The 25400-nt window shown below is 60.9% G+C and carries 21 protein-coding genes; 13 read left to right on the forward strand and 8 right to left on the reverse strand.

Features of this window, described 5'->3' with window-relative positions; genetic code table 11:
- Positions 1-243: 243 nt before the first annotated feature.
- Genes ACM6IO_RS27700 through ACM6IO_RS27710 form a run of 3 tightly spaced genes read right to left on the reverse strand, consistent with a single transcriptional unit; the run spans position 244 to position 5198 of the window.
- A complete protein-coding gene (locus tag ACM6IO_RS27700; protein ID WP_192227935.1) occupies positions 244-2145 on the reverse strand; it encodes an ATP-binding protein in 1902 nt (633 codons plus the stop codon).
- Positions 2142-3074 carry an ABC transporter substrate-binding protein gene (locus tag ACM6IO_RS27705; protein WP_192227934.1) on the reverse strand — a complete coding sequence of 311 codons (933 nt, stop codon included), beginning with the start codon at positions 3072-3074 and terminating at the stop codon, positions 2142-2144. Before ACM6IO_RS27705 ends, ACM6IO_RS27700 begins: the two co-directional genes overlap by 4 nt.
- On the reverse strand, positions 3075-5198 hold the full coding sequence (locus ACM6IO_RS27710; RefSeq protein WP_192227933.1) for a TonB-dependent receptor plug domain-containing protein: 2124 nt from the start codon (positions 5196-5198) through the stop codon (positions 3075-3077).
- 196 nt (positions 5199-5394) lie between these two features.
- Between ACM6IO_RS27710 and ACM6IO_RS27715 the strand changes: the two genes are divergently transcribed.
- The 5 genes from ACM6IO_RS27715 to ACM6IO_RS27735 all read left to right on the forward strand — a co-directional run bounded on the left by ACM6IO_RS27715 (position 5395) and on the right by ACM6IO_RS27735 (position 9584).
- A complete protein-coding gene (locus tag ACM6IO_RS27715) occupies positions 5395-6420 on the forward strand; it encodes an NAD(P)H-dependent glycerol-3-phosphate dehydrogenase (protein ID WP_192227932.1) in 1026 nt (341 codons plus the stop codon).
- Between the two features lie 33 nt (positions 6421-6453).
- On the forward strand, positions 6454-6801 hold the full coding sequence (locus ACM6IO_RS27720) for a DUF4389 domain-containing protein (protein WP_008029309.1): 348 nt from the start codon (positions 6454-6456) through the stop codon (positions 6799-6801).
- A complete protein-coding gene (gene sixA / locus ACM6IO_RS27725; protein ID WP_414912602.1) occupies positions 6798-7250 on the forward strand; it encodes a phosphohistidine phosphatase SixA in 453 nt (150 codons plus the stop codon). Before ACM6IO_RS27720 ends, sixA begins: the two co-directional genes overlap by 4 nt.
- Positions 7251-7440: 190 nt before the next feature.
- Complete coding sequence (locus ACM6IO_RS27730) at positions 7441-9108, forward strand: AMP-binding protein (RefSeq protein ID WP_192227930.1); 1668 nt, start codon at positions 7441-7443, stop codon at positions 9106-9108.
- Between the two features lie 32 nt (positions 9109-9140).
- A complete protein-coding gene (locus ACM6IO_RS27735; protein ID WP_414912603.1) occupies positions 9141-9584 on the forward strand; it encodes a hotdog fold thioesterase in 444 nt (147 codons plus the stop codon).
- 51 nt (positions 9585-9635) lie between these two features.
- Here ACM6IO_RS27735 and ACM6IO_RS27740 read toward each other — a convergent pair whose 3' ends face one another.
- Positions 9636-12578, reverse strand: a complete 2943-nt coding sequence (locus tag ACM6IO_RS27740; protein ID WP_414912604.1) for an RHS repeat-associated core domain-containing protein — start codon at positions 12576-12578, stop codon at positions 9636-9638.
- 206 nt (positions 12579-12784) lie between these two features.
- Between ACM6IO_RS27740 and ACM6IO_RS27745 the strand changes: the two genes are divergently transcribed.
- From ACM6IO_RS27745 to ACM6IO_RS27765, 5 genes are all read left to right on the forward strand, one after another.
- Positions 12785-13591: an alpha/beta fold hydrolase gene (locus ACM6IO_RS27745; protein ID WP_008029305.1), complete on the forward strand. Its 807-nt coding sequence runs from the start codon at positions 12785-12787 to the stop codon at positions 13589-13591.
- The gene (locus tag ACM6IO_RS27750; RefSeq protein WP_008029303.1) at positions 13588-14442 is read left to right on the forward strand and encodes an alpha/beta hydrolase; all 855 of its coding nucleotides are present in this window, start codon (positions 13588-13590) and stop codon (positions 14440-14442) included. Before ACM6IO_RS27745 ends, ACM6IO_RS27750 begins: the two co-directional genes overlap by 4 nt.
- Before the next feature lie 50 nt (positions 14443-14492).
- On the forward strand, positions 14493-15152 hold the full coding sequence (locus ACM6IO_RS27755; RefSeq protein WP_008029301.1) for a glutathione S-transferase family protein: 660 nt from the start codon (positions 14493-14495) through the stop codon (positions 15150-15152).
- Positions 15153-15160: 8 nt separating this feature from the next.
- Positions 15161-15967, forward strand: coding sequence for a DUF4892 domain-containing protein (locus tag ACM6IO_RS27760; protein WP_192227927.1), 807 nt, complete (start codon positions 15161-15163; stop codon positions 15965-15967).
- A gap of 71 nt (positions 15968-16038) precedes the next feature.
- Positions 16039-17094 carry an AI-2E family transporter gene (locus ACM6IO_RS27765; protein ID WP_008029297.1) on the forward strand — a complete coding sequence of 352 codons (1056 nt, stop codon included), beginning with the start codon at positions 16039-16041 and terminating at the stop codon, positions 17092-17094.
- Positions 17095-17220: 126 nt separating this feature from the next.
- On the opposite strand, the gene xopAW is transcribed toward ACM6IO_RS27765, so the two are convergent.
- The 3 genes from xopAW to ACM6IO_RS27780 all read right to left on the reverse strand — a co-directional run bounded on the left by xopAW (position 17221) and on the right by ACM6IO_RS27780 (position 20013).
- Positions 17221-18069: a XopAW family type III secretion system calcium-binding effector gene (gene xopAW / locus ACM6IO_RS27770; protein ID WP_192227926.1), complete on the reverse strand. Its 849-nt coding sequence runs from the start codon at positions 18067-18069 to the stop codon at positions 17221-17223.
- 136 nt (positions 18070-18205) lie between these two features.
- Complete coding sequence (locus ACM6IO_RS27775) at positions 18206-19255, reverse strand: sensor histidine kinase (RefSeq protein ID WP_008041589.1); 1050 nt, start codon at positions 19253-19255, stop codon at positions 18206-18208.
- Entirely contained in the window at positions 19255-20013 is a 759-nt protein-coding gene (locus ACM6IO_RS27780) for a response regulator (RefSeq protein WP_223450370.1), read from the reverse strand. Before ACM6IO_RS27780 ends, ACM6IO_RS27775 begins: the two co-directional genes overlap by 1 nt.
- Positions 20014-20306: 293 nt before the next feature.
- Here ACM6IO_RS27780 and pyrF point away from each other — a divergent pair, with 293 nt between their 5' ends.
- Entirely contained in the window at positions 20307-21005 is a 699-nt protein-coding gene (gene pyrF / locus ACM6IO_RS27785; protein ID WP_414912605.1) for an orotidine-5'-phosphate decarboxylase, read from the forward strand.
- 113 nt (positions 21006-21118) lie between these two features.
- Here the strand turns inward: pyrF and ACM6IO_RS27790 are convergent, their stop codons facing one another.
- A complete protein-coding gene (locus tag ACM6IO_RS27790; RefSeq protein ID WP_192227925.1) occupies positions 21119-22123 on the reverse strand; it encodes an NADP-dependent oxidoreductase in 1005 nt (334 codons plus the stop codon).
- Positions 22124-22359: 236 nt separating this feature from the next.
- Between ACM6IO_RS27790 and ACM6IO_RS27795 the strand changes: the two genes are divergently transcribed.
- Together ACM6IO_RS27795 and ACM6IO_RS27800 are read left to right on the forward strand one after the other, a co-directional pair.
- Positions 22360-23121, forward strand: a complete 762-nt coding sequence (locus ACM6IO_RS27795) for an SDR family oxidoreductase (RefSeq protein WP_008041586.1) — start codon at positions 22360-22362, stop codon at positions 23119-23121.
- Between the two features lie 182 nt (positions 23122-23303).
- On the forward strand, positions 23304-24686 hold the full coding sequence (locus ACM6IO_RS27800) for a PLP-dependent aminotransferase family protein (protein ID WP_414912606.1): 1383 nt from the start codon (positions 23304-23306) through the stop codon (positions 24684-24686).
- Positions 24687-25400 lie beyond the last annotated feature (714 nt).

Genomic DNA, 25400 nt, shown 5'->3' on the forward strand with positions numbered 1-25400 from the left:
GCTCCTCAATAGTCCCATGCGGCAGGTGGGGCAAATCTTCCCGACCGATCGAAGCGTTCATGCCTCGAATCGGCAGCCTACTCATAGACTATTGCGTTGTGGTGAAAGTCACAGCACCAAGGACATGAATGTACACTTGTGCACTGAAATTATTATTCAAGCCCCTTTTCGGGCCTGTTCGGGTGCCTAAGACTGCCGCACTTTCGCCTTTCACGCCAGTCGCAGATGGTCGAAAGGCCTGCACTACTGCACCCATCGTTGCAGAATCTGCTGCAGATCAGTGCGTTTGAAGGGCTTGGCCAGGTAATCGTTCATTCCCGCCGATAAACAGGCTTCGCGGTCGCCCTGCAAGGCGTTGGCGGTCAGCGCGATGATCGGCAGGTCAGTGCAGCCGGGTAATTGGCGGATCTGGCGGGTGGCCTCGTAGCCGTCAATGATCGGCAGTCGGCAGTCCATCAGAATCGCTTCGAAAATCAGACTTTCGGCACTTCGCACCGCTTGAGCGCCATCGGTGGCGACGCTGACAGTAAAGCCCAGACTGCGCAACATTGCTTCGATAACGGTCTGGTTGACCGGGTTGTCCTCGACCAACAGCACATTGCGTCCTTCACCGTCACCGCTGCCGGTCGGTGTACGCGGTGTCAATACCGGCAGCTTCTGTTTATACAGCGCCAGCGGGATTTCCAGGGTGAACACCGAGCCGCGACCTTCCTCGCTCTGGGCGCGCAAGGTTCCGCCCATGCGTTCTGCCAGGGTGCGAGCAATCGGCAGCCCCAGCCCGGTGCCGCCGTAACGCCTTGAAATAGAACTGTCGGCCTGCTGGAACGCGTTGAACATCAATTCCAGGCTTTCGGCCGAGATACCAATCCCGCTGTCGCGCACGGTGCAGGTGAACCACAACAACTCGTGATCCAGCGACTGCCACTGCGGCTCGATGCTGACGCGTCCCTTTTCGGTGAACTTCAGCGCGTTGCCCACCAGGTTCACCAGGATTTGCCGAATCCGCGTCGGGTCGCCCTGCACCTGCAAGTCACGCATGTCCTCGGGAATCAGCAACGCCAGGTCGAGCCCGCGCTGCATCGCGCTGTGCGAGAACGACTGGGCGCAACTGCCGATCAGGTCCGCGAGGTTGAACGGGATGTGCTCCAGTTCCAGCTCCGAACGTTCAATGCGCGAGAAGTCGAGAATGTCGTTGATGACTTTGAGCAAGTGTTCGGTGGACTCCGAGGCCAGCGCCGCGTACTCGACCTGCTCCGCGGTCATGTCGGTGGTTTCCAGCAGTTGCAGCATGCCGAGCACGCCATTCATCGGTGTGCGCAATTCATGGCTCATCATCGCCAGGAAGTCCGATTTGGCGTTGTTGGCTTTTTCCGCCTCTTCGCGCGTCTGGATCAACTGCGCCATGGCCTGATGCTGTTCGCGGCTGGCCTGTTCCAGACCGCTGGCGAGGTTGTTGATGTGCTGCGACAGCGCGCCAAGTTCGGTGTCGTCGACAATCGGCAATGGCGTTTTGTAGTCGCCGCTCTGGATCGCCTTGACCGCGTTGCCGATGTCGCGGATCGGCTGCGACAGGCTGCCGGCCAGGCGCCGGGCAATCAGGAAAGTGAACAGCAGGGCGAACAGCGCGAGGACACCGGCCTTGAAGAGGATTTCCTGTTGGCGCTTGCTGAAGGCGTCATTCGACAGACCGACGATCACCCGCCCCAGATAATCCTCGGCGGGGGCGGCGCCAGTGACTTTGCCGCCCTGGAAGAAATCATTGTGCAGTGCGATGCGTTGCAAGCGCACCGGCGCCTGGAACACTTCGACCTGTTGCGAGCGGGTGTAGGTTTCCGAGGGGTGCTCGACGTATACCAGAATCCGGTTGGCGCTGTCCTGGACTTCCAGAAAGCGCACATTGGGCGTGGCCAGGGTGGCCTTGAGCAAACTTTCAAGCACCTCGTTGTTGCCGGAAATCACCCCGTACTCGGCGGCCGGCGCCAGTTGGTTGGCGATCAGTTGGCCGGTGTGATTGAGCTCCTGACGCAGGTCCTGGATCCGCACGAAGGTGAAGAAACTGATCAGCAGCAAGGTCAGCAGCAGGGCAGGGCCGAGGCTGATGATCTGGGTTCGCGTGTTGATGTCCCAACGACGACGGAAAGTCATGGGCGGCGTTCTCCTTCGGCCAGCTGTGTTGCGACCAACGCTTCATTAATCTGTTCAATGCCTAACGAACGAGCCACTTGTGGGTTACTCAATACTTTGAAGCGATTGGCGTAGTGCGTGCGCGGCCACGTGGCCGGTGGCCGGTCGAGCAGATCGTCGAGAATCGCCAGCCAGTCGCTCTGGTCGCTGTAGGTGCTGGTCAGGCTTCCGGCCTTGACGAACCCGGCGTTGGGGCCGATCAGTGCGGTTTGCCGTGTGTAGCTGCTGAGCAGCAGGTTTTTCGCGGTTTTGGGGTTGTACAAGTCGGGATCGTCGAGGCCCAGCAGCACGTCACTGTTTTTCAGCAGCGTCTGCAACGGTCGGCTGTCATGGGTATTGTCCCAGCGCTCGGTGACGATTTCGAAACCCAGGGGCTTGGCGATCTCGCGCAGTTCGCCCAGGAGAAATTCGCTGTGGCTGTCGTAAAGCACCCCGACCCGTTTGACCTGAGGCAACAGGATTCGGGTCAGGCGTAATTGCCGATCCAGCGGTGGATCGCTCCACAACAGGCTCAAATGCGCCGGCACAGTTGCCCCCAGGCGTTGGCGGGCTTGCAGGCGGCTGATGCGCAGCACCAGCGTCGCCGGGCCTCGGGCGTCTTGCAGGCGCCAGTCGAGGCTCGGCAGATCCAGCAGGATCAACCGGGTGCCGGCGGGCAATTTGTCCGGTGTCGGCAGATTGGCCAGTGGCTGAAAGCGAACGTTGTCAGCCGGGCGCAGGTCGCTCAGGGCCTTGGCGAAAGACTGCATGCCCGCGCTGTCGTCGGCGCCGGCCAGCAGAATCTCGGCAGCGTTGACCGAAAGGCTACCCAGCCACCCGGCAAACACCAGGCACAACCCGGCCAGCAGGCGGCCAGGGTTTGGCATCATCCGTGATAGAGAGCGCAACATTTAGAACGCCAGCTCCGCGCTGAAGTAGAGCACTCGCCGCTCGTCATAGCGGTTGTCGATGAACGTCGTGGGTTGATTGTCCAGGCGCTGTTGGAGGACGCCGGCCAGTTCCAGGCTGGCCTTGCCTAGGCCAACGCGCTTGGCGATGCGCGTGTCGACCCGTTCAAAGCGATAGCCGTTGAGCGCGTCGTCACCATAGTAGAAGAGCGCGCTGTTCCAGCCGTGGCCCCAATCGCGCAGCCAACCGGCGGAGCCGCTGTTGCGCGCGGTCTGTTGCGCATCCAGCGGGTTGCTCGCCTCGGCATCGACGTAGGCGTAGGTCAGGCGCAAGCGATCGGCACTGCTCAGGCGCCAGTCGAGCTGGGTTTCCGTACCGGTGAAGCGCGAGCTGTTGGCGTTGCTGGCGATGTACTGATTGTTGCGTAGCGGCTCGCTGATCATGCCAGTGATTTCGTCGTGAAACACCTTCACGTCCACCGCCAGCCTCCACTCGGCGAAGTAACCGTTGTAGCCCAGTTCCCGCGAGCGCATGTGTTCCTGGTCGAGATTGCCGGGACCGCGGGTCTTGACGAAATAGCGGGCGCTGTTCTGGCCGTAGGCAGCGGGTTGCAGGTTGGTCACCCGGTAACTCCAGTTGACGTTGTTCTCGAACATGTCCGGCGAGCGGATGGCTTCCGAATACACCGCACGCAAGCCGTGGCGCGGATTGATCAGATAGTTGACCGCCACGCGCGGCGTCAGCGAGCTGCCGATCAATTGCGTGTCTTCGAACATTGCACCGCCCTGTAACAGCCAGTGTTCGCTGGCGCGCCACTCGAGCTGGCCGAACGCGCGCCATGTCGTGTCGTCGAGCGTGCCATTGAAGTAGGTCTCGGAATCTGCCCGGTCGTAACGATAGTTCAGGCCGCTGACCAGTCGCAGACTGTCGGACAGGCTGAGGGTGTCTTGCAGTTCGAGGTCGTAGCGCGTCTCGCGGGTGCTCTGGTCGATGTCGCCGCACAAGGTTTGGCGGGCGCCGTTGCGCCACTGGTCCAGCACTTTACTGGCCAAGGCTTTTTCTGTCGGCGTGCCGGACGGTGCGCCGAGGCCGACGTAACGCTCGATATTGCGCGCCAGGCGCTCGGTGTAATTCGGATTGAGCTGCCAGAGCTCGGTCAGTTCAGGGCTGAACGAAACCTCGGCGTCGCAGGCGCGCCAGGTCTGCTGGCGATCCCAGTGCTGGGCCGAGCCCTGGATATAAAGGCTGTGATCAGGATTAACATCGAGGTTCCAGCGCAGGGAACCGGCATAGTCCTTGGCCACAACGTCGGAATTGTTCCCGGCGGCGGTAATCCCCGAAAACACCGGGCGGTAGGTATAAGGCCGCTGGTTGCTGCCGTCCTTGGCATTCAATTGCCAATCGAGGCTTTGCTGTTCGTTGAGCGCCTGGCTGACGGCGAGGTTGAAGCGGTTCAAGCGGCGGCTGTCGCGGTAATCGGCGCCGCGGCGGTCCGAGTCAAAGCCGTCGTCCTGCTGGCCGGACAGCGACAGGCGCATGTCACCACCGTCCCAACCCACGCCCTGACTGGCGTAAAAGTCATCGATGCCGCGCTGGCCACGGGTGACTTTGACCCGCGTACCATGGCTGTCGGCCGGGTTGCGGGTGATGATGTTGACCACTGCCATCAACGCATTGGCGCCATAGCTGACCGTGTTCGGGCCGCGGAAAACCTCGATGCGCTCGATGTCTTCCATGGCCACCGGAATGTCGCTCCAGTCGACCGTGGCCAGGCCGGCGCGGTATACCGAGCGCCCGTCGATCAGCACCTGCATGCGCCGCGCTTCGCTGGCGTTGGTGCCGTGATAGTTCACCGCCGCCTGATTGCCGCTGATGTTGCCGACCATCATCCCCGGCACCAGCCGCAGCAATTCACTGATGTCACGGGCGCCACTGGCGTTGATCAGTTCGCTGTCGATCACCGTCATGCTTCCCGGAACCGCCGCCGGCGACTGTTTAAGACGCGTAGCCGTCAGCACTTGCGGCACCGGCTCGTTGTCGAGAAACAGGTCGTCGGCCAGCAATGGCGGGCTGAATATCAGCGCCAGGACCAGCGGAGAGCGAGGTGCAGCGGGGCCAAACGACACAACACATCCTTGATAGCGATTAATGGGCGCGCATGTTAACCGAGCGGGTCGACTTTTTCAGTCACGATGCCGGCATTTTCCTCGGATTTATCCGTCTTCTTTCTACAAGTGCCGGTAATTGACGCGGGGGCTGGCCGCCACTGGGCCGCTCCGTATAATGCCGACATCGCCATTGGTATGGATTAACGGATTGCATATGACTGAACAGCGCCCAATTGCGGTCCTGGGAGGCGGAAGTTTTGGTACCGCCGTGGCTAATCTGCTGGCCGAGAACGGGCATCAGGTCCGGCAGTGGATGCGTGACCCCGAGCAGGCCGAGGCCATTCGGGTCAATCGCGAGAATCCGCGTTACCTCAAGGGCATCAAGATTCTGCCGGGAGTGGAAGCGGTCACCGACCTGCAAGCCACGCTGGACGCCTGCGATCTGTGTTTTGTCGCGCTGCCTTCCAGCGCGCTGCGCGCGGTGCTGGTTCCGCACGCCGAACGCTTGAGCGGCAAGTTGCTGGTGAGCCTGACCAAAGGCATCGAAGCCCACACCTTTAAACTGATGAGCGAGATCCTCGAAGAAATCGCCCCGCAAGCGCGCATCGGCGTGCTGTCCGGCCCGAACCTGGCCCGTGAAATCGCCGAGCACGCGCTGACCGCCACGGTAGTCGCCAGCGAAGACGAAGAACTCTGCCAACGGGTCCAGGAAGCGCTGCACGGGCGCACCTTTCGTGTGTACGCCAGCGCCGACCGTTTCGGCGTGGAGTTGGGCGGGGCGCTGAAAAACGTCTACGCGATCATCGCCGGCATGGCGGTGGCGCTGGGCATGGGCGAAAACACCAAGAGCATGCTGATCACCCGGGCGCTGGCGGAAATGACCCGCTTTGCGGTGAATCAGGGCGCCAACCCCATGACGTTCCTGGGACTGGCCGGGGTAGGCGACTTGATCGTCACCTGTTCGTCGCCGAAAAGCCGTAACTACCAGGTTGGCTTCGCCCTCGGCCAGGGCTTGAGCCTGGAAGACGCGGTGACACGCCTGGGCGAAGTCGCCGAAGGCGTGAACACCCTGAAAGTGCTCAAGGCCAAGGCTCAGGAAGTCGGCGTCTACATGCCGCTGGTCGCCGGGCTGCACGCGATCCTGTTCGAAGGGCGCACGCTGAATCAGGTCATTGAACTGCTGATGCGTGGCGAACCGAAAACCGACGTCGACTTTATTTCCACCAGTGGTTTTAACTGATCACGCTCCTCATAAGGAGCAGGAGAGCGAGACATGAACGATCCGAAAACAGAAGCCCAATACGAATCCATCCTGCTGCGGGTGTTGTGGATGATCGTCTTCCTGCTGGTCTGGCAGGTGGCGCAGTTCATCCTCGGCGCCGTGGTGCTGGTGCAACTGGTCTATCGTTTGATCTATGGCGCCCCGAGCGCCAGCCTGATGAATTTCGGCGACAGCCTGAGCCAATTCCTGGCGCAGATCGGTCGTTTCGGCACGTTTCACAGCGACCAGAAACCCTGGCCGTTCGCTGACTGGCCGACGCCGCGTACACCGGAAGGTGAAGCGCCACACGTCGTGGCGCCTGCGCCGCATCCGGCCCGAGATGAGGAACCCAAGCTATGAAACTCTGGGTATTGCGTCATGGGGAAGCCGAGCCTTACGGCTCGCGTCCGGACTCCGAACGGACATTGACTGCCCACGGTCGTGAAGAAGTGCTGCGCAGCGCTGCACGGTTGATGGGGCAGCCCGTCACCGCGATCTATGCCAGCCCTTACCTGCGAGCTCAGGAAACTGCGCAACTGGTCCGTGAGGCTCTGGGCTTCGAGCCGGAAATTCGTACAGTCGACTGGCTGACCCCGGAAACCGACCCGGATAAAGTGGCCGAGCAGTTGGTGTTGGTGAGTGACGTCCTTTTGGTCAGTCACAACCCGCTGGTGGGCAACTTGTTGAGCTACCTGCAACATGGCGCCGGCTATCCACCGGAAAAAGTCAGCACCGCCGGCCTGGCCGAACTTGAGCACAATGAGTTGTTGATCGGTTCGATGAAGCTCAACAGCCTCAAGCACCCGTAACGATTGTTTTGCTTTTGTAGGAGCGAGGCTTGCCCGCGAAGCTTTTAACTCCTTCAAGGGCCCCTTCGCGGGCAAGCCTCGCTCCTACAGTGTTCGGCTGCGTTACTGATTTTTTGTAATGAAATAGTCAACCAAGCAACCGCTTGGTTGACTACGCTTGCTCCAGACCAAAAATAAAGGAGCGAGTCGCATGTCTGCTGCTTTTCGTTTGCCGCTGGACGTCTTCTACGAGCGCGAATCCCGTCATCCCCGTCAGCGCTTTCTGGTCCAGCCTACGGGTGGTGGCCAGGTCGAGACCCTGACCTGGGAAGACGTCGGCCATCAGGCTCGCTGCGCCGCGCACTGGCTGCGCGCCCGTGAACTGCCGCAAGGCAGCCACATCGCCCTGATCTCGAAAAACTGCGCGCACTGGATCATCGCCGACCTGGCGATCTGGATGGCCGGGCATGTGTCGGTGCCGTTGTACCCGAACCTCACTGCCGAATCCGTCGCACAAGTACTCGAACACTCCGAAGCGGCGCTGGCGTTCATCGGCAAACTCGATGACTGGCCCGGCATGTCCCGCGGGGTCAATCCCGACTTGCCGACCATCAGCCTGCCGTTGCACCCGCCGGGTACCTTCGATTTCAGTTGGGCCGACCTGCAAGCCTGCTCACCGATCCAGGACGACCCCAAGCCTGCCGCTGACCAACTGGCGACCATCATTTACACCTCCGGCACCACCGGCATGCCCAAAGGCGTCATGCACAGCTTCGGCAATCTGGGGTTCGCCACCACCCGTGGCACGCAGTTGTTCGGCCTCAATGAGTCGGATCGATTGCTGTCTTACCTGCCGTTGTGCCACGTCGCCGAACGCATGTTCGTCGAACTGGCGTCCATCTACACCGGGCAAACCGTGTTCTTTGCCGAGAGCCTCGACACCTTCCTGACTGATTTGCAGCGTGCGCGGCCGACTGCGCTGTTCGGCGTGCCGCGCATCTGGACCAAATTCCAGATGGGCGTGTACGGCAAGATCCCGGCAAAACGCCTCGACTTCCTGCTCGGGCTGCCCTTCATCGGCAAACGGGTAGGGCACAAAGTGCTCGCCGGGCTGGGGCTGGACGCCTTGCGCGTCGCGTTGTCCGGCGCCGCGCCGGTGCCGCAGACGTTGTTGCTGTGGTACCGCAAACTCGGGCTGGACGTGCTGGAGGTCTACGGCATGACCGAAAGCTGCGGTTATTCCCACATCGGCCGGCCCGGCGACAACAAACCGGGCTGGATCGGCAAGCCTTGCCCCGACGTTGAAGTGCGGATCGCCGAATCGGGCGAGGTCTTGGTGCGCAGTGGCGCAACCATGCTCGGGTATTTCAAGGAACCGGAAAAAACCGCCGACACCATCACCGAGGACGGCTTCCTGCGCACCGGTGACAAGGGCGAACAGGACGCCGAAGGCAACCTGCGCCTGACCGGCCGCCTGAAGGAAATCTTCAAGACCAGCAAAGGCAAGTACGTGGCACCGGCGCCGATCGAAAACCGTTTGGCGGTGCATTCACGCATCGAGCAAGTGTGCGTGGTCGGCGATGGGTTGAGTGCGCCGCTGGGGTTGTGCGTGCTCTCGGCAGTCGGGCAGCAGGACGCCGGCGGAACCGCGCGTGCAGGCCTGCATTCAAGCCTGGAAAAACTTCTCGAAGAGGTCAACGGCGCCCTCGACAAACATGAGCGCCTGCGCCGGCTCGTTGTCGTCAAAGACAGCTGGGCCGTGGAAAACGGCTTCCTGACGCCAACCCTGAAGATCAAGCGCAACGTGATCGAAGCGGCTTACGGCCCCCGGTTCGAAGAATGGAGCGAGCATAGCGAAGCGGTGCTGTGGCAGGATTGAGCCACGAATAAAACCAACAAAGGATGTGTGCAATGAGTTTGTGGCGTACCACTCCCAACATCGAGCAGTTGAACGCGATTCAGAAAAACACCATCGGCGAAGTGCTGGATATACGCTTCGAAGCCTTCGACGAAGAGTCGCTGACGGCGAGCATGGTCATCGATCATCGCACTCACCAGCCTTATGGTTTGCTGCACGGCGGTGCTTCGGTGGTGTTGGCCGAAACTGTCGGCTCCATGGCCAGTTATCTGTGCATCGATGCCAGCAGGTTTTACTGCGTGGGCCTTGAGATCAACGCCAACCATTTGCGGGGGCTGCGCAGCGGACGGGTGACGGCGGTGGCCAAGCCGATTCACATCGGGCGCACGACCCATGTCTGGGACATTCGGTTGACCAGCGATGAGGGCAAGGCCAGTTGTGTGTCGCGGTTGACCATGGCGGTGGTGCCGTTGGGGGACGCACCGCCAAGGCAGTGAAGACATGGACGGCGGACTGATGACACAGGGCGCGCGCCGGTCCGCTTCATATCAAGCTTCACGAAACAACCGATCCAGATGCAAGCTCCCTTCCCAATATCCGCGACCCGAAGGTGCTGTGGCGCAGTTTTGTCTTGGGAGCTGATTCTCAAGGTCGGGATCCGGGGATAGAGAGTCCTTGATGAATCCTTTCTTCATCTGATTCGTGGCCAGAGCGCGGAACTCAGTGAAAAATCCTATTGCGTTACCGAGCGCTCCCCGTGCCACGGAAGACATATCAGAGGATATGAGCCCGCCCAACATACGGTTGATGGATCCCCCTATCGAACGTGTTACTGCACCTTGAAAGGTGCTCTTCCAACTGCTTGGCAGGGCTGCTTTGGTATTTTCGGAGTAATCGGTTGTTTCTGAAGGGTAGGGCTTCATGTAGGTCTCCAGAAACCCGTCCGCGTATTCTCCCACCGGGTTCAGAATTCCGCTGATCGGCGCGGGCAAAAAGGAGTTGAGTGCGCCGATGCCAGCTCGAATGCCCGCATATCCAATCGATGCCTTTGCAGCTGTTTTGAATTTGTCAGAGAAGCTGGCGCAGGCGTTGAATGTGATCTCGGGGCCCGCCGTGAACGCGTCCATTGTCAATTGGTAAGTCAATCCACCGATAACGGATGCGATGCGCCCGATCGCGTCACGATGGAGTTCCGGATCCGTACCTGGAGGTGGAAGCCCTTGTTCACTCCTCCATACAGGAATTGTGAAACCTATAGCTGCTGTCACGGCAACCATTGAGGCGACACCGTCATGTGCACCAGCGCTTTTTGTCAGTCCGTAGCCCGTGTAGCCGGCCGCGGCTCCTTCCAGAAATGAAGCGAGCATATGTAAGGTCAGGTTGTAGTCGTGGTTCGGTTCAATCAGTTCGAGCGCATAGCGCACTGCCAATTGCACCGTAAAACTGGCAGCCGCAGCTGCAAATCTGTGCATGCCGGCCGCCGACGCTGCGCTTAGACGGTTGGGGTCTACTTCTACCAAACCTTGCATATCGACGTGACGTATCGGATTACCACTGACCATGGCATACAGGTTCAACCCGGCTGACACTCCCGCTGGATCCGCACTCAGCCACCGCTGACACCAAGGCATGTAGTAGCGAAACCCGTAGTAATACAAACCCGTGGCATCCCGTTCCTGCCCTGAATAACGAATGGTTTTGTAACTGGCTTCCAGCTTGCTGCGTCCCGCCCACCAGCAGGTTCCGCCGTACGGGTAGTAGCTTTCCCACGTGATCAATCGCGCAGCTTCATCCAGCTCGACGGTGCTGGACTTCAGATGATCGGTGAAGCTGTAGCGATGCTGGTCCTGGGGAATGCCTGACGCTGGTTTTTTCTCCCAATGAAGTACCTGCACTTTGCCGCGTCCGGCTTCCACCGTGATGACATGAAGGATTTCGTCAGCGGACGAGCGAATTTCCACACCCGGCAGGTAGCGGGTTTCGTGGGTGCGGGTCAACGTGCCGGTGTAGGTCTGACGGATCTTTCGCAGGCGTTGGCCGCTGCCGTCATAGAGGTAAATCTCGGTGTCATCGGGCTCGTCCTCGCGCACCACTCGATCGACCTGGCGCAATTGATTGCGCAGGTTCCACAGCAAGTCTTGTCCCGGTTGGAGGGTCATGCGGTTGCCGTTCAGGTCGTAACCGGCGGCAATGTCGTTGTCGTCGGGTAACTCGCCATTGGTCTTTTGAGGCAGGCTGCGATTGCTGGAAGCGGCGATGGCTGTACGTTCGGTGCGGCTGGCACTGTCGGCCTGATGCTGCATGACCTCCAGGTTGCCGGCGGCATCGTAGGTGTAAATACGCGTGTAATTTTCCAGTTGCCCGGGGTCGGGCGCAGATTGGAACGCCGGTAACTGCGGCCCGCCGCCGGCATTGCGAAGCTGTCGGCCGGTGGCGGCTATCAGTCGGTAAAGACTGTCAAAACGGTAGCGATGGGTGTGTTCGATCCGCTGATTACGGTGATAGCGAGTCGGGTCGGCAGTGTCGGTCAGGCCAGTGATATTGCCTGTGGCGTCGTACTCGTAAGTCAGGTCCTGGATCGCAGGTTGATCTGGCACGTAAGCCTTCAGATGTTCCAGGCGCCCGTCTTCAGGGCGAAAAGTCGCACACGAAACAACGCCATTCCCTGCGCGTTGCCGCTCGACCTGACCGAAAGCGTTGTACTGGATGTCACTGACCAGGGTTTTTTCCTCGGTCTGTCCGGCCAGTGTCAGACGAACTTCTTTCAGCTCGGCTGCACGGGTCTGAATGAACGCTTGAGCATTACCTTTTGCGTCGGTCTGCCTGATGGGGTCGCCCACGGCGTTGCAGTGAAGGCGGGTGATCGCTGGATCATCCTCCAGAAAACCATCGCGTTCGCTTTCCGTCGCGGGCCAATCCACGGACCAATGCGGATCTTCTACAAAAGTGCGGCTGTGTTGCAGCGGTGTGCCGCCAATGCCGAACGAGAGGTAGCGCAAAGTGCCTGCGGTGTCGTCCTGGCGAATCAGTTGGCCACACCGGTTAAGGCTTTCATCGGCGCTGGCAGCCGCGTAGGCAAACCTTGCGATGCAGCGTTGCGCTTCACCGTGGGCGTTCTCAAATGAAGCGATCGGCCGGCGCTGCCCGTCGTAGTGCAGGCGGCTATGGGTAAGCTTCTGATCCCATCCTTCGACGCCTTGTCCGTCCTCGCCGAGCAAGCCCAGGCGCCAGCCGGCATCACTGTTTTCGGACAACAACAGGGCGCCCGACAGGCTGAACGCGTTGATTTGATTGGCGGCGCTCTGGCCTGCCTGATGTAAAAGAAACAACCGTGGATCGCGGCTCAGCACGGCACGCCCGGCAACATCGTGGACCTGCTGGGTGATGCAGCTTTCGACTGCAGAATTGTCGCGGCGGTGATACGCCACGGCACGCACGCCCAGACCGCGGGAGTCGATCACTGCAATAGTGGGCGTGTTGGCGTGGGTCATGACAGGCATTGCCTGAGGCTTGGCGACAGTGCTCTTATCCGCGTCATGAGGATTGACTGTCAACTGTCATAAATAACAGGTCCGACCTAACGTGCCGCTCATAGCCACGGCACGACTGTCATCATTCCTGGCAGTTACGGTCATTGCGGTTCCCGGTGGGCTTGCGGACAATCGGGTTCTGTTTTTCGTTTGATGGAACGACCGGTATGTCGCAGCAGATATTTTTCGCCCACGCCAATGGGTTCCCTTCCGGGACCTACGGCAAGTTGTTCGCGGCGCTGGCGCCCGAGTATCAGGTGACGCATCTGGAGCAGCACGCCCATGACCCGCGTTTCCCGGCGGATGACAATTGGCACAACCTGGTCGACGAGCTGATTCATCACCTCAAGCAACAGGCGGAACCGGTGTGGGGCGTCGGCCATTCCTTCGGCGGCGTGCTGCACCTGCATGCGGCATTGCGTTGTCCCGAGCTGTATCGCGGCGTGGTGATGCTCGATTCACCGGTGCTGACCCGCGCCGATCAATGGGTGATCCTCGCGGCCAAGCGTTTCGGTTTTATCGACCGCCTGACCCCGGCCGGCCGCACATTGGGGCGTCGCGAAGAGTTCGCCGATATCGAGAGTGCCCGCCGTTATTTCGCCGGTAAAACGCTGTTTCGCGGTTTCGACCCTGAATGTTTCGATGCTTACCTGCAACACGGCCTGCATCAGGTCGGCGACAAACTGCGTCTGCGTTTCGACCCCGCCACGGAAATCAGCATCTACCGGGGCGTGCCCCACACCAGTCCCGGTCGCGCACGGCAACTGAAAGTGCCGCTGGCGGTGGTGCGAGGGCACAAAAGCCGCGTGGTGATGCGCCATCACGCCAATTCTGTCGGGCGCATGCCGTTGGGCGAATCCCTGACCATGCCCGGCGGCCACATGTTTCCCCTCGAACGTCCCCAGGACACCGCCACGCTGCTGAAAAACCTGTTCAGCCGCTGGGACGCTCGTCATCAGCAGGATTGCGCATGAACCATGCCGTCGAAGAAGTCCGCCTGAGCCTGCCGCACATTGAGCTGGCGGCGCACCTGTTCGGCCCCGAAGACGGTTTGCCGGTGATTGCCTTGCACGGCTGGCTGGACAACGCCAACAGCTTTGCCCGGTTGGCGCCGAAGCTCAAAGGGCTGCGCATCATTGCGCTGGACATGGCCGGTCACGGTCATTCCGGGCATCGCCCGACGGGTGCCGGCTACGCGATGTGGGATTACGCCCATGACGTGCTGCAAGTGGCCGAACAGCTGGGCTTGAAGCGTTTTGCGCTGATGGGGCACTCCATGGGGGCGATCGCTTCGCTGATCATCGCCGGGTCGCTGCCGGAGCGGGTTACGCACCTGGCCTTGATCGACGGCATCATTCCTCCTACAGACAAAGGCGAAAATGCTGCCGAGCGCATGGGCATGGCCCTGCAAGCGCAACTGGACCTGCGAGAGAAAAGCAAACCGGTCTACAACACCCTGGATCGCGCCATCGAAGCGCGTATGAAAGGCCTGGTGGCGGTCAGTCGCGAGGCCGCCGAATTGCTGGCGCAACGCGGCTTGATGCCAGTGCCGGGCGGTTACACCTGGCGCACCGATAGCCGTCTGACGCTGCCATCGCCGCTGCGCCTGACCACCGAACAAGCCATGGCCTTCGTCCAGCGCGTCAGTTGTCCTGCGCTGCTGGTCGTTGCGGCCGACGGCATGCTCGCCAAACATCCCGAGTTGCTGGAGCGTCTACCCTTTAGCCGTGAACAGCTGCCTGGCGGTCATCATTTGCACCTGAATGACGAATCCGGTGCCGACCTTGTCGCAGACTGTTTCAATCGGTTCTTCGCCGTTCCTTGACTTGCGCCGGGCAACTGTCGAGGCTGGGCGGGTTGAAATGGGAGACAACCATGATAGATCTCTACACCGCTGCGACCCCGAATGGCCACAAGGTCTCTATCGTGCTCGAGGAACTCGGCCTGCCCTACACGGTGCATGCCCTGAGTTTCGACAAAAAGGAACAGAAGTCCGCGGACTTCCTCAAGATCAACCCCAATGGCCGGATCCCGGCGATTGTCGACCGTGCCAACGGCGATTTTGCCGTGTTCGAATCCGGCGCCATCCTGATTTATCTGGCAGAACTGAGCGGCAAGCTGTTGCCCAAGGACCCGAAGGGGCGCTCGGTGGTGTTGCAGTGGCTGATGTTCCAGATGGGTGGAATCGGTCCGATGCAGGGCCAGGCCAACGTGTTTTTCCGTTACTTTCCGGAAAAGCTCCAGGGCGCCATCGACCGTTATCAGCATGAAACCCGACGCCTGTATGAAGTGCTCGACACGCGCCTGCAAGACGTAGAGTTTCTGGCGGACGAATACAGCATTGCCGACATCGCGACCTATCCGTGGGTCCGTGGTCACGAGTGGTCCGGTGTGGCAGTGGACGGCTTGTCGGCCTTGCAACGCTGGATGGCGACGATGGCGGCGCGTCCGGCGGTGCAGCGCGGTTTGCTGGTGCCCGAGCGCATCGACGACGCCAGTGTCGTCAAGGGTGCCCAGGCCATGCTGATCCGATGAGCCTGTCCATGCGATCACTCAGTCTGCTAATGCTGTGTTGTTTCAGTCCTTCGCTGTTTGCCGCCGATGTGCCGGGCAGTCAGGACCTGCCGATCGTGCCGCGCCTGGCCGACTCGCAGATCGTCGACTTTCGCCCGACCGCTGAACTCGAACGGATCTACCCGCTGGGTTCGATCCGTAAGATCAGCGGGCAGTTGCGCTTCGACGGTCAGGTCAGCGCCCGCGGCCAAACCACGTCGGTGACCTACGAGCTGCCTGCGGAGCATTCCTCCACCGAAGCTTTCACTGCCGCTCGCGAAGCCTTGCAGAAGCAGGACGCCCAGTTGCTGTTCTGGTGCCAGGCCCGTGATTGCGGCGAGAGCAGCCTGTGGGCCAATGAGGTCTTCGGCAATGCCAAGCTCTATGGGGCCGACGATCAGCAGGCCTACCTGTTGTTGCGTCTGGCGGCGCCGCGGGACAACACCCTGGTGGCGCTTTACAGCATCACTCGCGGCAATCGCAAAGCCTATTTGCACGTCGAGCAGTTCGACGCCGCAGCACCGCTGGGTGATTTGCTGCCGACTTCCGCCACCTTGCTTCGAGAGCTCAAGAGCACCGGCGAGCTCGATTTCCCCAAGCTGACCGGCGACCCTGACGATACCTGGCTCCGTCTGATCTCCCGTGGACTGAACCTGGACACCACGTTGCGGGTCAGTGTGTCCGGGCCGAAGGCCGAAGCCTGGCGCCAGGCCCTGATCGGCCAGGGGGTGCGTACGGCCAGGATGGAAACCGGCAGCGTCGAAGGCTCTGGCCTGCACATCGAACTGTTGCGATAAGCTGTGGCAGGCGGACGTGCTTGCCGCGTTCGCCTACTCTTATTGGCTGACTGACTTTTTTCGAGACGTGGATGATCAATAACGATCGACTGTTGGTGCAGATCCTGCTGCTGGTGCTGTTTGGTGCGAGCTTCTGGGTGATGGCGCCGTTCTGGTCGGCCATGTTCTGGGGCGCAGTGCTTGCGTTCGCCAGTTGGCCGCTGATGCGCTTGCTGACCCGTTGGCTCAATGGGCGAGAATCCCTGGCGGCGGCATTGCTGACCCTCGGCTGGATGTTGCTGGTGGCGGTGCCGCTGGTGTGGCTGGGTTTCAACCTCGCGGACCATGTACGTGATGCCACGGCGTTCATCAAGGACGTGCAGATGGATGGCCTGCCCGAGGCGCCGACATGGCTGGGCAGTATTCCTTTGGTGGGTGCGCGTCTGGTGGTGATCTGGAACAGCATCGATCAGCAGGGCGCGGCGATGATGGTGTCGCTCAAACCTTACCTGGGGCAGGTCGGCAACTGGTTGCTGGCGCGCAGCGCACAGATTGGCGGCGGCATTCTCGAGCTGACACTCAGCATTGTGTTCGTGTTCTTTTTCTACCGGGACGGGCCGCGTTTGGCGGCGTTTGTCCATGGGCTGCTGCAACGGTTGATCGGTGACCGCGCCGGTTATTACATCGAACTGGTGGCGGGTACGGTGCAACGGGTGGTGAACGGCGTGATCGGGACTGCGGCGGCGCAAGCGGTGCTGGCGCTGATCGGCTTCCTGATTGCCGGGGTGCCGGGGGCGCTGGTGCTGGGCATCGTCACCTTCTTGCTGAGCCTGATTCCCATGGGGCCACCGCTGGTGTGGATTCCGGCCACGGCGTGGCTTGCCTGGAAGGGCGAATACGGTATGGCGGTGTTCCTTGGAATGTGGGGGACGTTCATCATCAGTGGCGTCGACAACGTGCTCAAGCCTTACCTGATCAGTCGTGGCGGCAATTTGCCGTTGGTGATCGTGCTGTTGGGCGTGTTTGGCGGGTTGATTGCGTTCGGGTTCATCGGCCTGTTTATCGGACCGACGTTGCTGGCCGTGGCGTACAGCCTGTTGACCGACTGGAGCAAGAGTCAGGCGCGGGTGGAAGATCGCCGACCGTGAGTTTTTGTGTTGAGGCGAATGACCCCTTCGCGGGCAAGCCTCGCTCCTACAAGTATTGTGTCGTTCGGGGCATTTGTGAGCGACACAATACCTGTAGGAGCGAGGCTTGCCCGCGAAGCCTTTGCCTTAGCTTGTAACGTTCAGGTACTTGCCTACCGTCGCCACCTTGTCGAGCGAGTACTGCTTGCTCAGGTTGGCGATCATTTTGTTCAGCGCTTCAGTCACGTTCGCCTGATCGGTGGCGCTGTTGCTGTTTTTCTCGCGACCGGCCTGCAGCGCGGCTTCCAATTCGTCGCTGCTGACGCCGCCACTGCTGTCGCTGTCCAGCACCTTGAGCAACGCGGCGCTGGTGTCGCTGCTGGTGGTTGACGTGCTGCTGGCCTGCAACGCACTGCTCAATTCGCCGGCGCTGACACTGCCGTCGCTGTCCGCGTCGAGTTGGCTGAACAATTCGTCACTGGACACCTGTTGCGGAGGTGGCGGCGGCGGGGCGAGGCTGGCGGCGAGTTCGTCCTTGCTGACGACGCCGTCTTCGTTTTTATCCAGCGCCGAAAAAATCTCTGTGCTGTCGGCACTGCTGCCGGCGTTGGTCAGGCCGCTGCTCAGCTCATCGCTGCTGATGGCGCCGTCACTGTCGGTGTCCAGTGCGCTGATCAGCGCGTCGGCCAGTTCGGTGTTGGGTGCCTGATCACGCGGTGGTGGTGGCGGTGGTGCCATCGCAGCCATTTCTTCGCTGCTCAGGCTGCCACTGTCGTCACTGTCCAGATCGGCGAAGTTCTTGCTCAGGCTGACCAGCAGGCCGTCCTCGGTTTTCTGTGACAGAGCGCTGGTGAGCTCGTCCTGATCCACCGAACCGTCGCTGTTGGTGTCGAGCCTGGCGAGCAGTTCTTTCTGGAATTGCTGGCTGCGAGCATTGCTGGTTGTGGTGCTGCTGGTGCTGGTATAGCTCGTGTAGTTGCTGACGCTACCGATCATTGGGCTCACTCCCTGGAATGGAAAACCGGTGGGTGCACCGGCTTATGCAGCCTCAAGGAGCAAGTTGTCGTAGGTATATGGGGTTTGTACCGATTGGTACACACAGGTCTTGGGTCAGGCTCAGAACCTGTGGGGCTCAGGTGCGGGGCAACCAGATAACGGCGGTCAAACCGCCACCGGGAGTTTCTTCCAGATTCAATTGCCCACCCAATCGTTCAGCCGCTTCACGCGCAATGGTCATGCCCAGACCGACACCGCCGGAGTTGCGATTGCGCGAACCTTCCAGGCGGAAGAACGGTTCAAACACCGCTTCACGTTTATCTGCCGCAATCCCCGGCCCATGGTCGATGACCCGGATCACCAGGTGCTCGCGATTGTCCTCAAGCACGACCTGCGCCTGCCCGGCATAACGCAGCGCGTTATCCAGCAGATTGTTGATGCATGAACGCAGGGCCATCGGTTGAACCTGCAGTGGTGCGCAATGGCCGCTGGCCTGGACATCGGAGCCCTGGTCCTGGGCGTTTTCACTCAAGGATTCGACCAGCGCCTGCACGTCCATCCACTGCGGTGCCTCACTGGTGCGCTGCTCGTGCAGATAGGTGAGGGTGGCGTCGAGCATGCTGATCATGTCGTCCAGATCCTGGCGCATCTGGCCTTGCAGCTTGTCGTCGTCGATCTGTTCCAGCCGCAGCTTGAGGCGTGACAGCGGCGTGCGCAGGTCGTGGGACACCGCGCCGAGCATCCGCGAACGCTGCTGCATCTGTTCGATGATGCGTTTTTGCATCAGGTTGAAGGTGTAGGCCGCTTGCCGGGCCTCCCGTGGGCCGGACTCATCCAGCGGCGGGCTGTCGAGGTTCTCGCTCAGGCGCTCGGCGGCGTCGCTCAGGCGCTGGATCGGCCGACTCAACAGTTTGGCGCCGTACCAGGCGGCAATGATCAGCGAAATCAGCTGGAAGGTAAGTGGCACCAGCGGCCCGCCGAACCATGGCCGTGGTGGCCGGTTTTCGAAACGCGGGTCCGGTGGCGGGCGTGGTCCGTCGAAGCCTTGGGCGAACTCGGGCGGGGGCGGCGGCGGAGGTGGGCCGTAATGATGAAACCAGGCAAACGCCAGCAGATGCGCCAGGATGATCGCCACCAGCAGCACGCCAAACAGGCGACCGAACAGCGTATCGAAGCGCGCACGCATCAGCCGATGTCTCGTGCATCGAACAGGTAACCCTCGCCGCGAACGGTTTTGATCAACTGTGGGGCTTTCGGGTCGTCCCCGAGTTTCTGGCGCAGACGCGAAACCAGCAGGTCGATGCTGCGATCAAAGGCTTCTATCGAACGACCGCGCGCCGCATCCAGCAATTGTTCACGGCTGAGCACCCGGCGCGGACGTTCGATGAACACCCAGAGCAAGCGGAACTCGGCGTTGGACAGCGGCACCACCAGGCCATCCGCCGCGATCAACTGGCGCAGCACGCTGTTCAGGCGCCAGCTATCGAAGCGAATATTCGCACGCTGTTCGGTGCGATCGTCGCGCACCCGACGCAGAATGGTCTGAATCCGTGCGACCAGCTCCCGTGGTTCGAACGGTTTGGCCATGTAATCGTCGGCGCCCAGTTCCAGGCCGATGATCCGGTCGGTGGGTTCGCAACGCGCGGTGAGCATCAGGATCGGAATGTCCGATTCGGCGCGCAACCAGCGGCACAGCGACAGACCGTCTTCGCCGGGCAGCATCAGGTCGAGCACCACCACGTCGAAATGCTCCGCTTGCAGCGCCAGGCGCATGGCCGCGCCATCGGTGACGCCGCTGGCGTGAATGTTGAACCGGGCCAGGTAGTCGATCATCAGTTCGCGGATCGGGACGTCATCGTCGACGATCAGGGCGCGAATGCTCCAGCGTTTGTCGTCGCCGGGCGCTTTTTGATCGTCGTTCACAGGTGCGTGGGTGTTGTGCATGTGTGCGTTCATCTGCCAGGTAGGCTGCCAACCACAAAGATGGGCTGCGAGGTTGTGGCTTCAGCATAGGCGTCCGGCCCGGAGGCGGGAAGTGCTGTAAGGACGTGTTGCGGCTGCCGAGGGTAGCGGGGAAGGGTGTTGTGGGCGTGTCGTGAGTGTATCGGTCTCGACACAATCGGCGAAAGGGCTAGGCTTGGCTGAGCGCCGACGACGATTTACCGATCATCGGGTCCCGCAGCCGCGCTGGTTCCGCTACAATGCGCGCCGATTTCGTCCTGCCTGAGAGCCCGCACATGTCCGTCTGCCAGACTCCTATCATCGTCGCCCTGGATTTCCCCACCCGTGACGCAGCACTGAAGCTGGCCGACCAGTTGGACCCGAAACTGTGCCGGGTCAAAGTCGGCAAGGAACTGTTCACCAGCTGCGCGTCGGAAATCGTCGGCACCTTGCGCGACAAGGGTTTCGAAGTGTTCCTGGACCTCAAGTTCCACGACATCCCGAACACCACCGCCATGGCGGTAAAAGCCGCGGCGGAAATGGGCGTGTGGATGGTTAACGTGCACTGCTCCGGTGGTCTGCGCATGATGGCGGCTTGCCGTGAAGTGCTCGATCAGCGCACCGGCCCGAAACCGCTGCTGATTGGCGTGACCGTGCTGACCAGCATGGAGCGTGAAGATCTGGCCGGCATCGGTCTGGATATCGAACCGCAGGAACAAGTGTTGCGCCTGGCTGCGCTGGCGGAAAAAGCCGGGATGGACGGTCTGGTGTGCTCGGCGCTGGAAGCCCAGGCCTTGAAATCGGCTCACCCGTCGTTGCAACTGGTGACTCCGGGGATTCGTCCGGCGGGCAGCGCCCATGACGATCAGCGCCGCATTCTGACGCCGCGTCAGGCACTGGATGCCGGTTCCGATTACCTGGTGATCGGCCGTCCGATCAGCCAGGCGGCGGATCCGGCCAAGGCGTTGGCTGACGTCGTAGCCGAAATCGCTTAAGCGGCGCCTGCTAAAACCATTCGCGGGCAAGCCTCGCTCCTACAGGTCAGTGTCGTGCACGTACTTCGCGAACGACACTGACCTGTAGGAGCGAGGCTTGCCCGCGAAGCTTTTTAAACCTTCAACACCAACTTGCCGAAATTCTCGCCGCTGAATAACTTCATCAGCGTCTCCGGGAACGTCTCCAGCCCTTCGACAATGTCTTCCTTGCTCTTGAGCTGCCCCTTGGCCATCCACCCGGCCATTTCCTGCCCGGCCGCTGCGAACTGCGCGGCGTAGTCCATCACCACAAAGCCTTCCATGCGTGCGCGGTTAACCAGCAGCGACAAATAGTTGGCCGGCCCTTTGACTGCTTCCTTGTTGTTGTACTGGCTGATGGCGCCGCAAATCACCACCCGTGCCTTCAGGTTGAGACGGCTCAGCACGGCGTCGAGAATATCGCCGCCGACGTTATCGAAATACACGTCCACACCTTTCGGGCATTCGCGCTTGAGGCCGGCGACGACGTCTTCGCTCTTGTAATCGATGGCACCGTCAAAACCCAGTTCGTCGATCAGGAACTTGCACTTGTCCGCGCCGCCCGCGATGCCGATCACGCGGCAGCCTTTGATCTTGGCGATCTGCCCGGCGATGCTGCCTACCGCACCGGCCGCGCCGGAAAGCACCACGGTGTCACCTTCCTTCGGTGCGCCGACATCGAGCAGGGCGAAGTAGGCCGTCATCCCGGTCATGCCCAGCGCGGACAAGTAACGTGGCAGCGGTGCCAGTTTCGGATCGACTTTATAGAAGCCGCGCGGCTCGCCGAGGAAGTAATCCTGCACACCCAGGGCGCCGTTGACGTAGTCCCCGACCGCAAACCCCGGATGGCTGGATGCCACGACTTTGCCTACGCCCAGTGCGCGCATGACTTCGCCGATACCGACCGGCGGGATGTAGGACTTGCCCTCGTTCATCCAGCCACGCATGGCCGGGTCCAGGGACAGGTATTCGTTTTTGACCAGGATCTGACCCGTGGCCGGTTCGCCGACCGGGACTTGCTGATAGGTAAATGTCTCGCGGGTCGCCGCGCCCACCGGACGTTTGGCGAGCAGGAACTGGCGATTGGTCTGGGTAGTCATGACAGGCACTCAAGATGAATGAAGACTTGTTGATAGACCTTCATGGACGACCCCGCAAGTTTGGCTGATGCGGCGAATGCACATCGATCCAGTGCAGTGATAGTCGGTCTGGTGGTTTTATCACTGCAACTCATGGTCACTTAACCGGGCTTCTGATAGTGCTGCCGCGCGGGTCGTGCCTGTGGCTAGACTGGTCGCACGCTAACCTGCACATTCTTCACTTCGAGGGCATCACAATGAGCATGACGTTTTCCGGCCAGGTCGCTGTAGTCACGGGCGCCGCCAATGGTATCGGCCGCGCGACCGCCCAAGCGTTCGCTGCCGAAGGGTTGAAAGTGGTGGTGGCCGACATGGACACCGCAGGCGGTGAAGGCACCGTGGCGCTGATTCGTACGGCGGGCGGCGAAGCGACCTTCGTGCGTTGCAACGTCACCCTGGAAAGCGATGTAAAAAATCTGATGGACGAAGTGGTGAATACCTACGGCCGTCTCGACTACGCCTTCAATAACGCGGGCATTGAAATCGAGAAAGGCAAACTGGCCGAAGGCACGGTCGACGAATTCGACGCGATCATGGGCGTCAACGTCAAAGGCGTCTGGCTGTGCATGAAGTATCAGCTGCCGTTGTTGCTGGCTCAGGGCGGTGGTGCGATCGTCAACACGGCTTCGGTGGCAGGCCTCGGTGCCGCGCCGAAGATGAGCATCTATGCGGCGTCGAAGCACGCGGTGATCGGCCTGACCAAATCGGCGGCAATCGAATACGCCAAGAAAAAGATTCGCGTGAACGCGGTGTGCCCGGCGGTGATCGACACCGACATGTTCCGCCGCGCCTATGAAGCGGATCCGAAGAAGGGCGAGTTCGCCAGCGCCATGCACCCGGTGGGTCGCATCGGCAAGGTCGAAGAAATCGCCAGTGCCGTGCTGTACCTGTGCAGCGACGGTGCCGCGTTCACCACCGGTCATTCGCTGGCGGTGGACGGTGGCGTCACGGCGTTCTGAAGCCGGGCCATGCACCGCAAGAAAACCCGCCACGTGTGCGGGTTTTTTTTTGCCTGGGGAATGGCTCGGGCAATGTGTTTCAAATGGTTAGATCCGTGAGTTTTGGCGGCGTTGTCGCACAGCCCATCCCGCGTTGCTGTGATTAACTGTTTTCCGCGAAACAAACAGGAGTTTGCTTGCTCATGGAATTGAGAATCGATCGACAGGCAATGGTGCCGGTCGTACAGCAAATCGTCGACGCGCTGGCTTGCTGGCTGCGTCAGAGCGAAATAGAGGCGGGGACGCGTTTGCCTTCTGCGCGGCAAATCGCACGGGTCAACTTGCTCAGTCAGACCAGCGTCGTTGAGGCCTGTGAGCGGCTGGTGGCCCAAGGCATGCTGGCGCCACGTCATGGCGCGGGGTTCGTCGTCGCAACCCCGGCGTTGGTCGCTGCGGACTCGCCGTGGTCAGAAGGTACAGAGGTCAATTCACGCAGCAGGGAGGGTGAGCTGCCGCTGGGGAGTGGCGGGCTTCCCGAAAGCTGGCGTGAAACCGACGACCTGAGCTACGCGATCCGTGAGGTCAGTCGCACGGACATGGCTGCGCTGTTCAACTACAGCACGCCGTTGGGTTTGCGGGCGTTGCGTCAGCAAATCCTCAAGCGCTTGAGGCTGCTGGATATCGCCGCAGAAGAAAGTCGAATCATGACAACGGCGGGCGCCAGTCAGGGACTTGACCTGATCGTGCGCACCTTGCTCAAGCCAGGTGATTGCGTGGTGGTAGAAAGCCCCGGTTACTCCTTGCTGTTCGAGTTGCTCAGGCTGCGCGGTGTCAACATGCTCGAAGTACCGCGCACGCCGCGCGGGCCGGACATCGAAGCGCTCACGGTACTGCTGCGGGAGAACAAGCCCCGGGCATTGTTCATCAACAGCTTCTATCACAACCCGACGGGCAGCAGCCTGGCTCCGGCGGTGGCGGAGCGGGTCCTGCAACTGGCGAAAACCCATGGCGCGCTGGTGATCGAAGACGATGTCTACGCGGATTTGCACAGTGGCCCGGGCGTGCGGCTCGCTGCCCTGGAGACCGATGACAACGTGATTTACCTCGGCAGCTATTCCAAGATTCTCAGCAGTTCGTTGCGGGTCGGCTTTGTAGTGGCTGGCGCGGAAGTCATTTCAAGGCTGGCCGAGGTCAAGAGGATCAGCAGCCTGGGTACTTCCGGGTTTTGCGAGTCGGTGCTGGCCTGCCTGTTGGCGAGCGGTGCCTATCGCAAGTTGGTGCTGCGCCTGCGGCAACGTCTGAGCGGTGACCGAGAGGCCGCATTGCAGATGCTGGAAGACGCCGAGTGGGAGGTCTTCGGTAAACCCGTCGGGGGCCTGTTCATCTGGGCGCGATCGCGCAAGTCCGACTACGCTCACCTGCGGACACAGGCTCGGCGCTATGGTGTCCTGCTGTCTTGCGCGACAGCCTTCAGTCCCGCCGGCGAGGCCGGTGACTGGCAGCGTATCAATGTGGCCTATGCCTGTGATCCGCGAGCCCGGGCGTTTTTTCAAGCCACCGCTTTGAATCGACCTCAAGCGTTCTGAAAACGACGTTGGCGTAGCTTTTTGCCATTATTCCGACGCCAGAGACTTGTGTTGACACAGGCCCGTTGCGAATCTGCGTTAACAGACTATGTCAGGGGACTAAGTGCAATGATTTCGGCCGTGCAAGGACGTTTTGCCAACCTCGGTATGGCAAAAAAACTGGGTGTCGGGTTTCTGCTGGTGCTGTTGTTGACAGCCCTGGTGGCGGCCATCGGCGTATGGTCCCTGCAAACCATCAGCCAGCGTTTCGACGGGCTCAAACAGATGTCGTCGCTCAACAGTGGCCTGCTCAAGGTGCGGTTGCTTGAGCAGGAATACGCCTTGCACGGCAACCCGAAAATCGTCACTGCGTTGCACGAGGGCGTTGAGGGCCTGGTTGTCCTGGCGAACCAGCTCAAGGCGCAATCACCGGCCAACGTTCCGGTGATGAACGACGTCGAGCAATCGCTGGGAGCTTACCGCAAGGCGTTTGACGAGTTTGTCTCGCTGAGTCAGGCCAAGGACCTGGCGCTGGAAATGGCCAGTTGGTCGGTGTCCAGCGTGGCCAACAACCTTGATGTGTTGCAGGCCGGTCTCGCCGACGATGGCGCTTATACCTTGAAGGACTCCGAGGGCAAGGACGGCAGCCAGTTCATCGAACAGGCCAATCAGGTCAGCCAGGTGTCGCGGCTGATGTTGCAAGCCATGAACGAGGCGCGCGTGCGTCTGGACCAG

Origin of the sequence: Pseudomonas sp. IT-P44 (assembly GCF_949768225.1) — a bacterium.
Lineage (GTDB): Bacteria > Pseudomonadota > Gammaproteobacteria > Pseudomonadales > Pseudomonadaceae > Aquipseudomonas > Aquipseudomonas migulae.

Bases quoted from the DNA above. Each gene is read 5' to 3' on its own strand.
- ACM6IO_RS27700 (WP_192227935.1), bottom strand. From the start codon at position 2,145: ATGACTTTCCGTCGTCGTTGGGACATCAACACGCGAACCCAGATCATC.
- ACM6IO_RS27705 (WP_192227934.1), bottom strand. From the start codon at position 3,074: ATGTTGCGCTCTCTATCACGGATGATGCCAAACCCTGGCCGCCTGCTG.
- ACM6IO_RS27715 (WP_192227932.1), top strand. From the start codon at position 5,395: ATGACTGAACAGCGCCCAATTGCGGTCCTGGGAGGCGGAAGTTTTGGT.
- ACM6IO_RS27720 (WP_008029309.1), top strand. From the start codon at position 6,454: ATGAACGATCCGAAAACAGAAGCCCAATACGAATCCATCCTGCTGCGG.
- sixA (WP_414912602.1), top strand. From the start codon at position 6,798: ATGAAACTCTGGGTATTGCGTCATGGGGAAGCCGAGCCTTACGGCTCG.
- ACM6IO_RS27730 (WP_192227930.1), top strand. From the start codon at position 7,441: ATGTCTGCTGCTTTTCGTTTGCCGCTGGACGTCTTCTACGAGCGCGAA.
- ACM6IO_RS27735 (WP_414912603.1), top strand. From the start codon at position 9,141: ATGAGTTTGTGGCGTACCACTCCCAACATCGAGCAGTTGAACGCGATT.
- ACM6IO_RS27740 (WP_414912604.1), bottom strand. From the start codon at position 12,578: ATGACCCACGCCAACACGCCCACTATTGCAGTGATCGACTCCCGCGGT.
- ACM6IO_RS27745 (WP_008029305.1), top strand. From the start codon at position 12,785: ATGTCGCAGCAGATATTTTTCGCCCACGCCAATGGGTTCCCTTCCGGG.
- ACM6IO_RS27750 (WP_008029303.1), top strand. From the start codon at position 13,588: ATGAACCATGCCGTCGAAGAAGTCCGCCTGAGCCTGCCGCACATTGAG.
- ACM6IO_RS27755 (WP_008029301.1), top strand. From the start codon at position 14,493: ATGATAGATCTCTACACCGCTGCGACCCCGAATGGCCACAAGGTCTCT.
- ACM6IO_RS27760 (WP_192227927.1), top strand. From the start codon at position 15,161: ATGCGATCACTCAGTCTGCTAATGCTGTGTTGTTTCAGTCCTTCGCTG.
- ACM6IO_RS27765 (WP_008029297.1), top strand. From the start codon at position 16,039: ATGATCAATAACGATCGACTGTTGGTGCAGATCCTGCTGCTGGTGCTG.
- xopAW (WP_192227926.1), bottom strand. From the start codon at position 18,069: ATGATCGGTAGCGTCAGCAACTACACGAGCTATACCAGCACCAGCAGC.
- ACM6IO_RS27775 (WP_008041589.1), bottom strand. From the start codon at position 19,255: ATGCGTGCGCGCTTCGATACGCTGTTCGGTCGCCTGTTTGGCGTGCTG.
- ACM6IO_RS27780 (WP_223450370.1), bottom strand. From the start codon at position 20,013: ATGCACAACACCCACGCACCTGTGAACGACGATCAAAAAGCGCCCGGC.
- pyrF (WP_414912605.1), top strand. From the start codon at position 20,307: ATGTCCGTCTGCCAGACTCCTATCATCGTCGCCCTGGATTTCCCCACC.
- ACM6IO_RS27790 (WP_192227925.1), bottom strand. From the start codon at position 22,123: ATGACTACCCAGACCAATCGCCAGTTCCTGCTCGCCAAACGTCCGGTG.
- ACM6IO_RS27795 (WP_008041586.1), top strand. From the start codon at position 22,360: ATGAGCATGACGTTTTCCGGCCAGGTCGCTGTAGTCACGGGCGCCGCC.
- ACM6IO_RS27800 (WP_414912606.1), top strand. From the start codon at position 23,304: ATGGAATTGAGAATCGATCGACAGGCAATGGTGCCGGTCGTACAGCAA.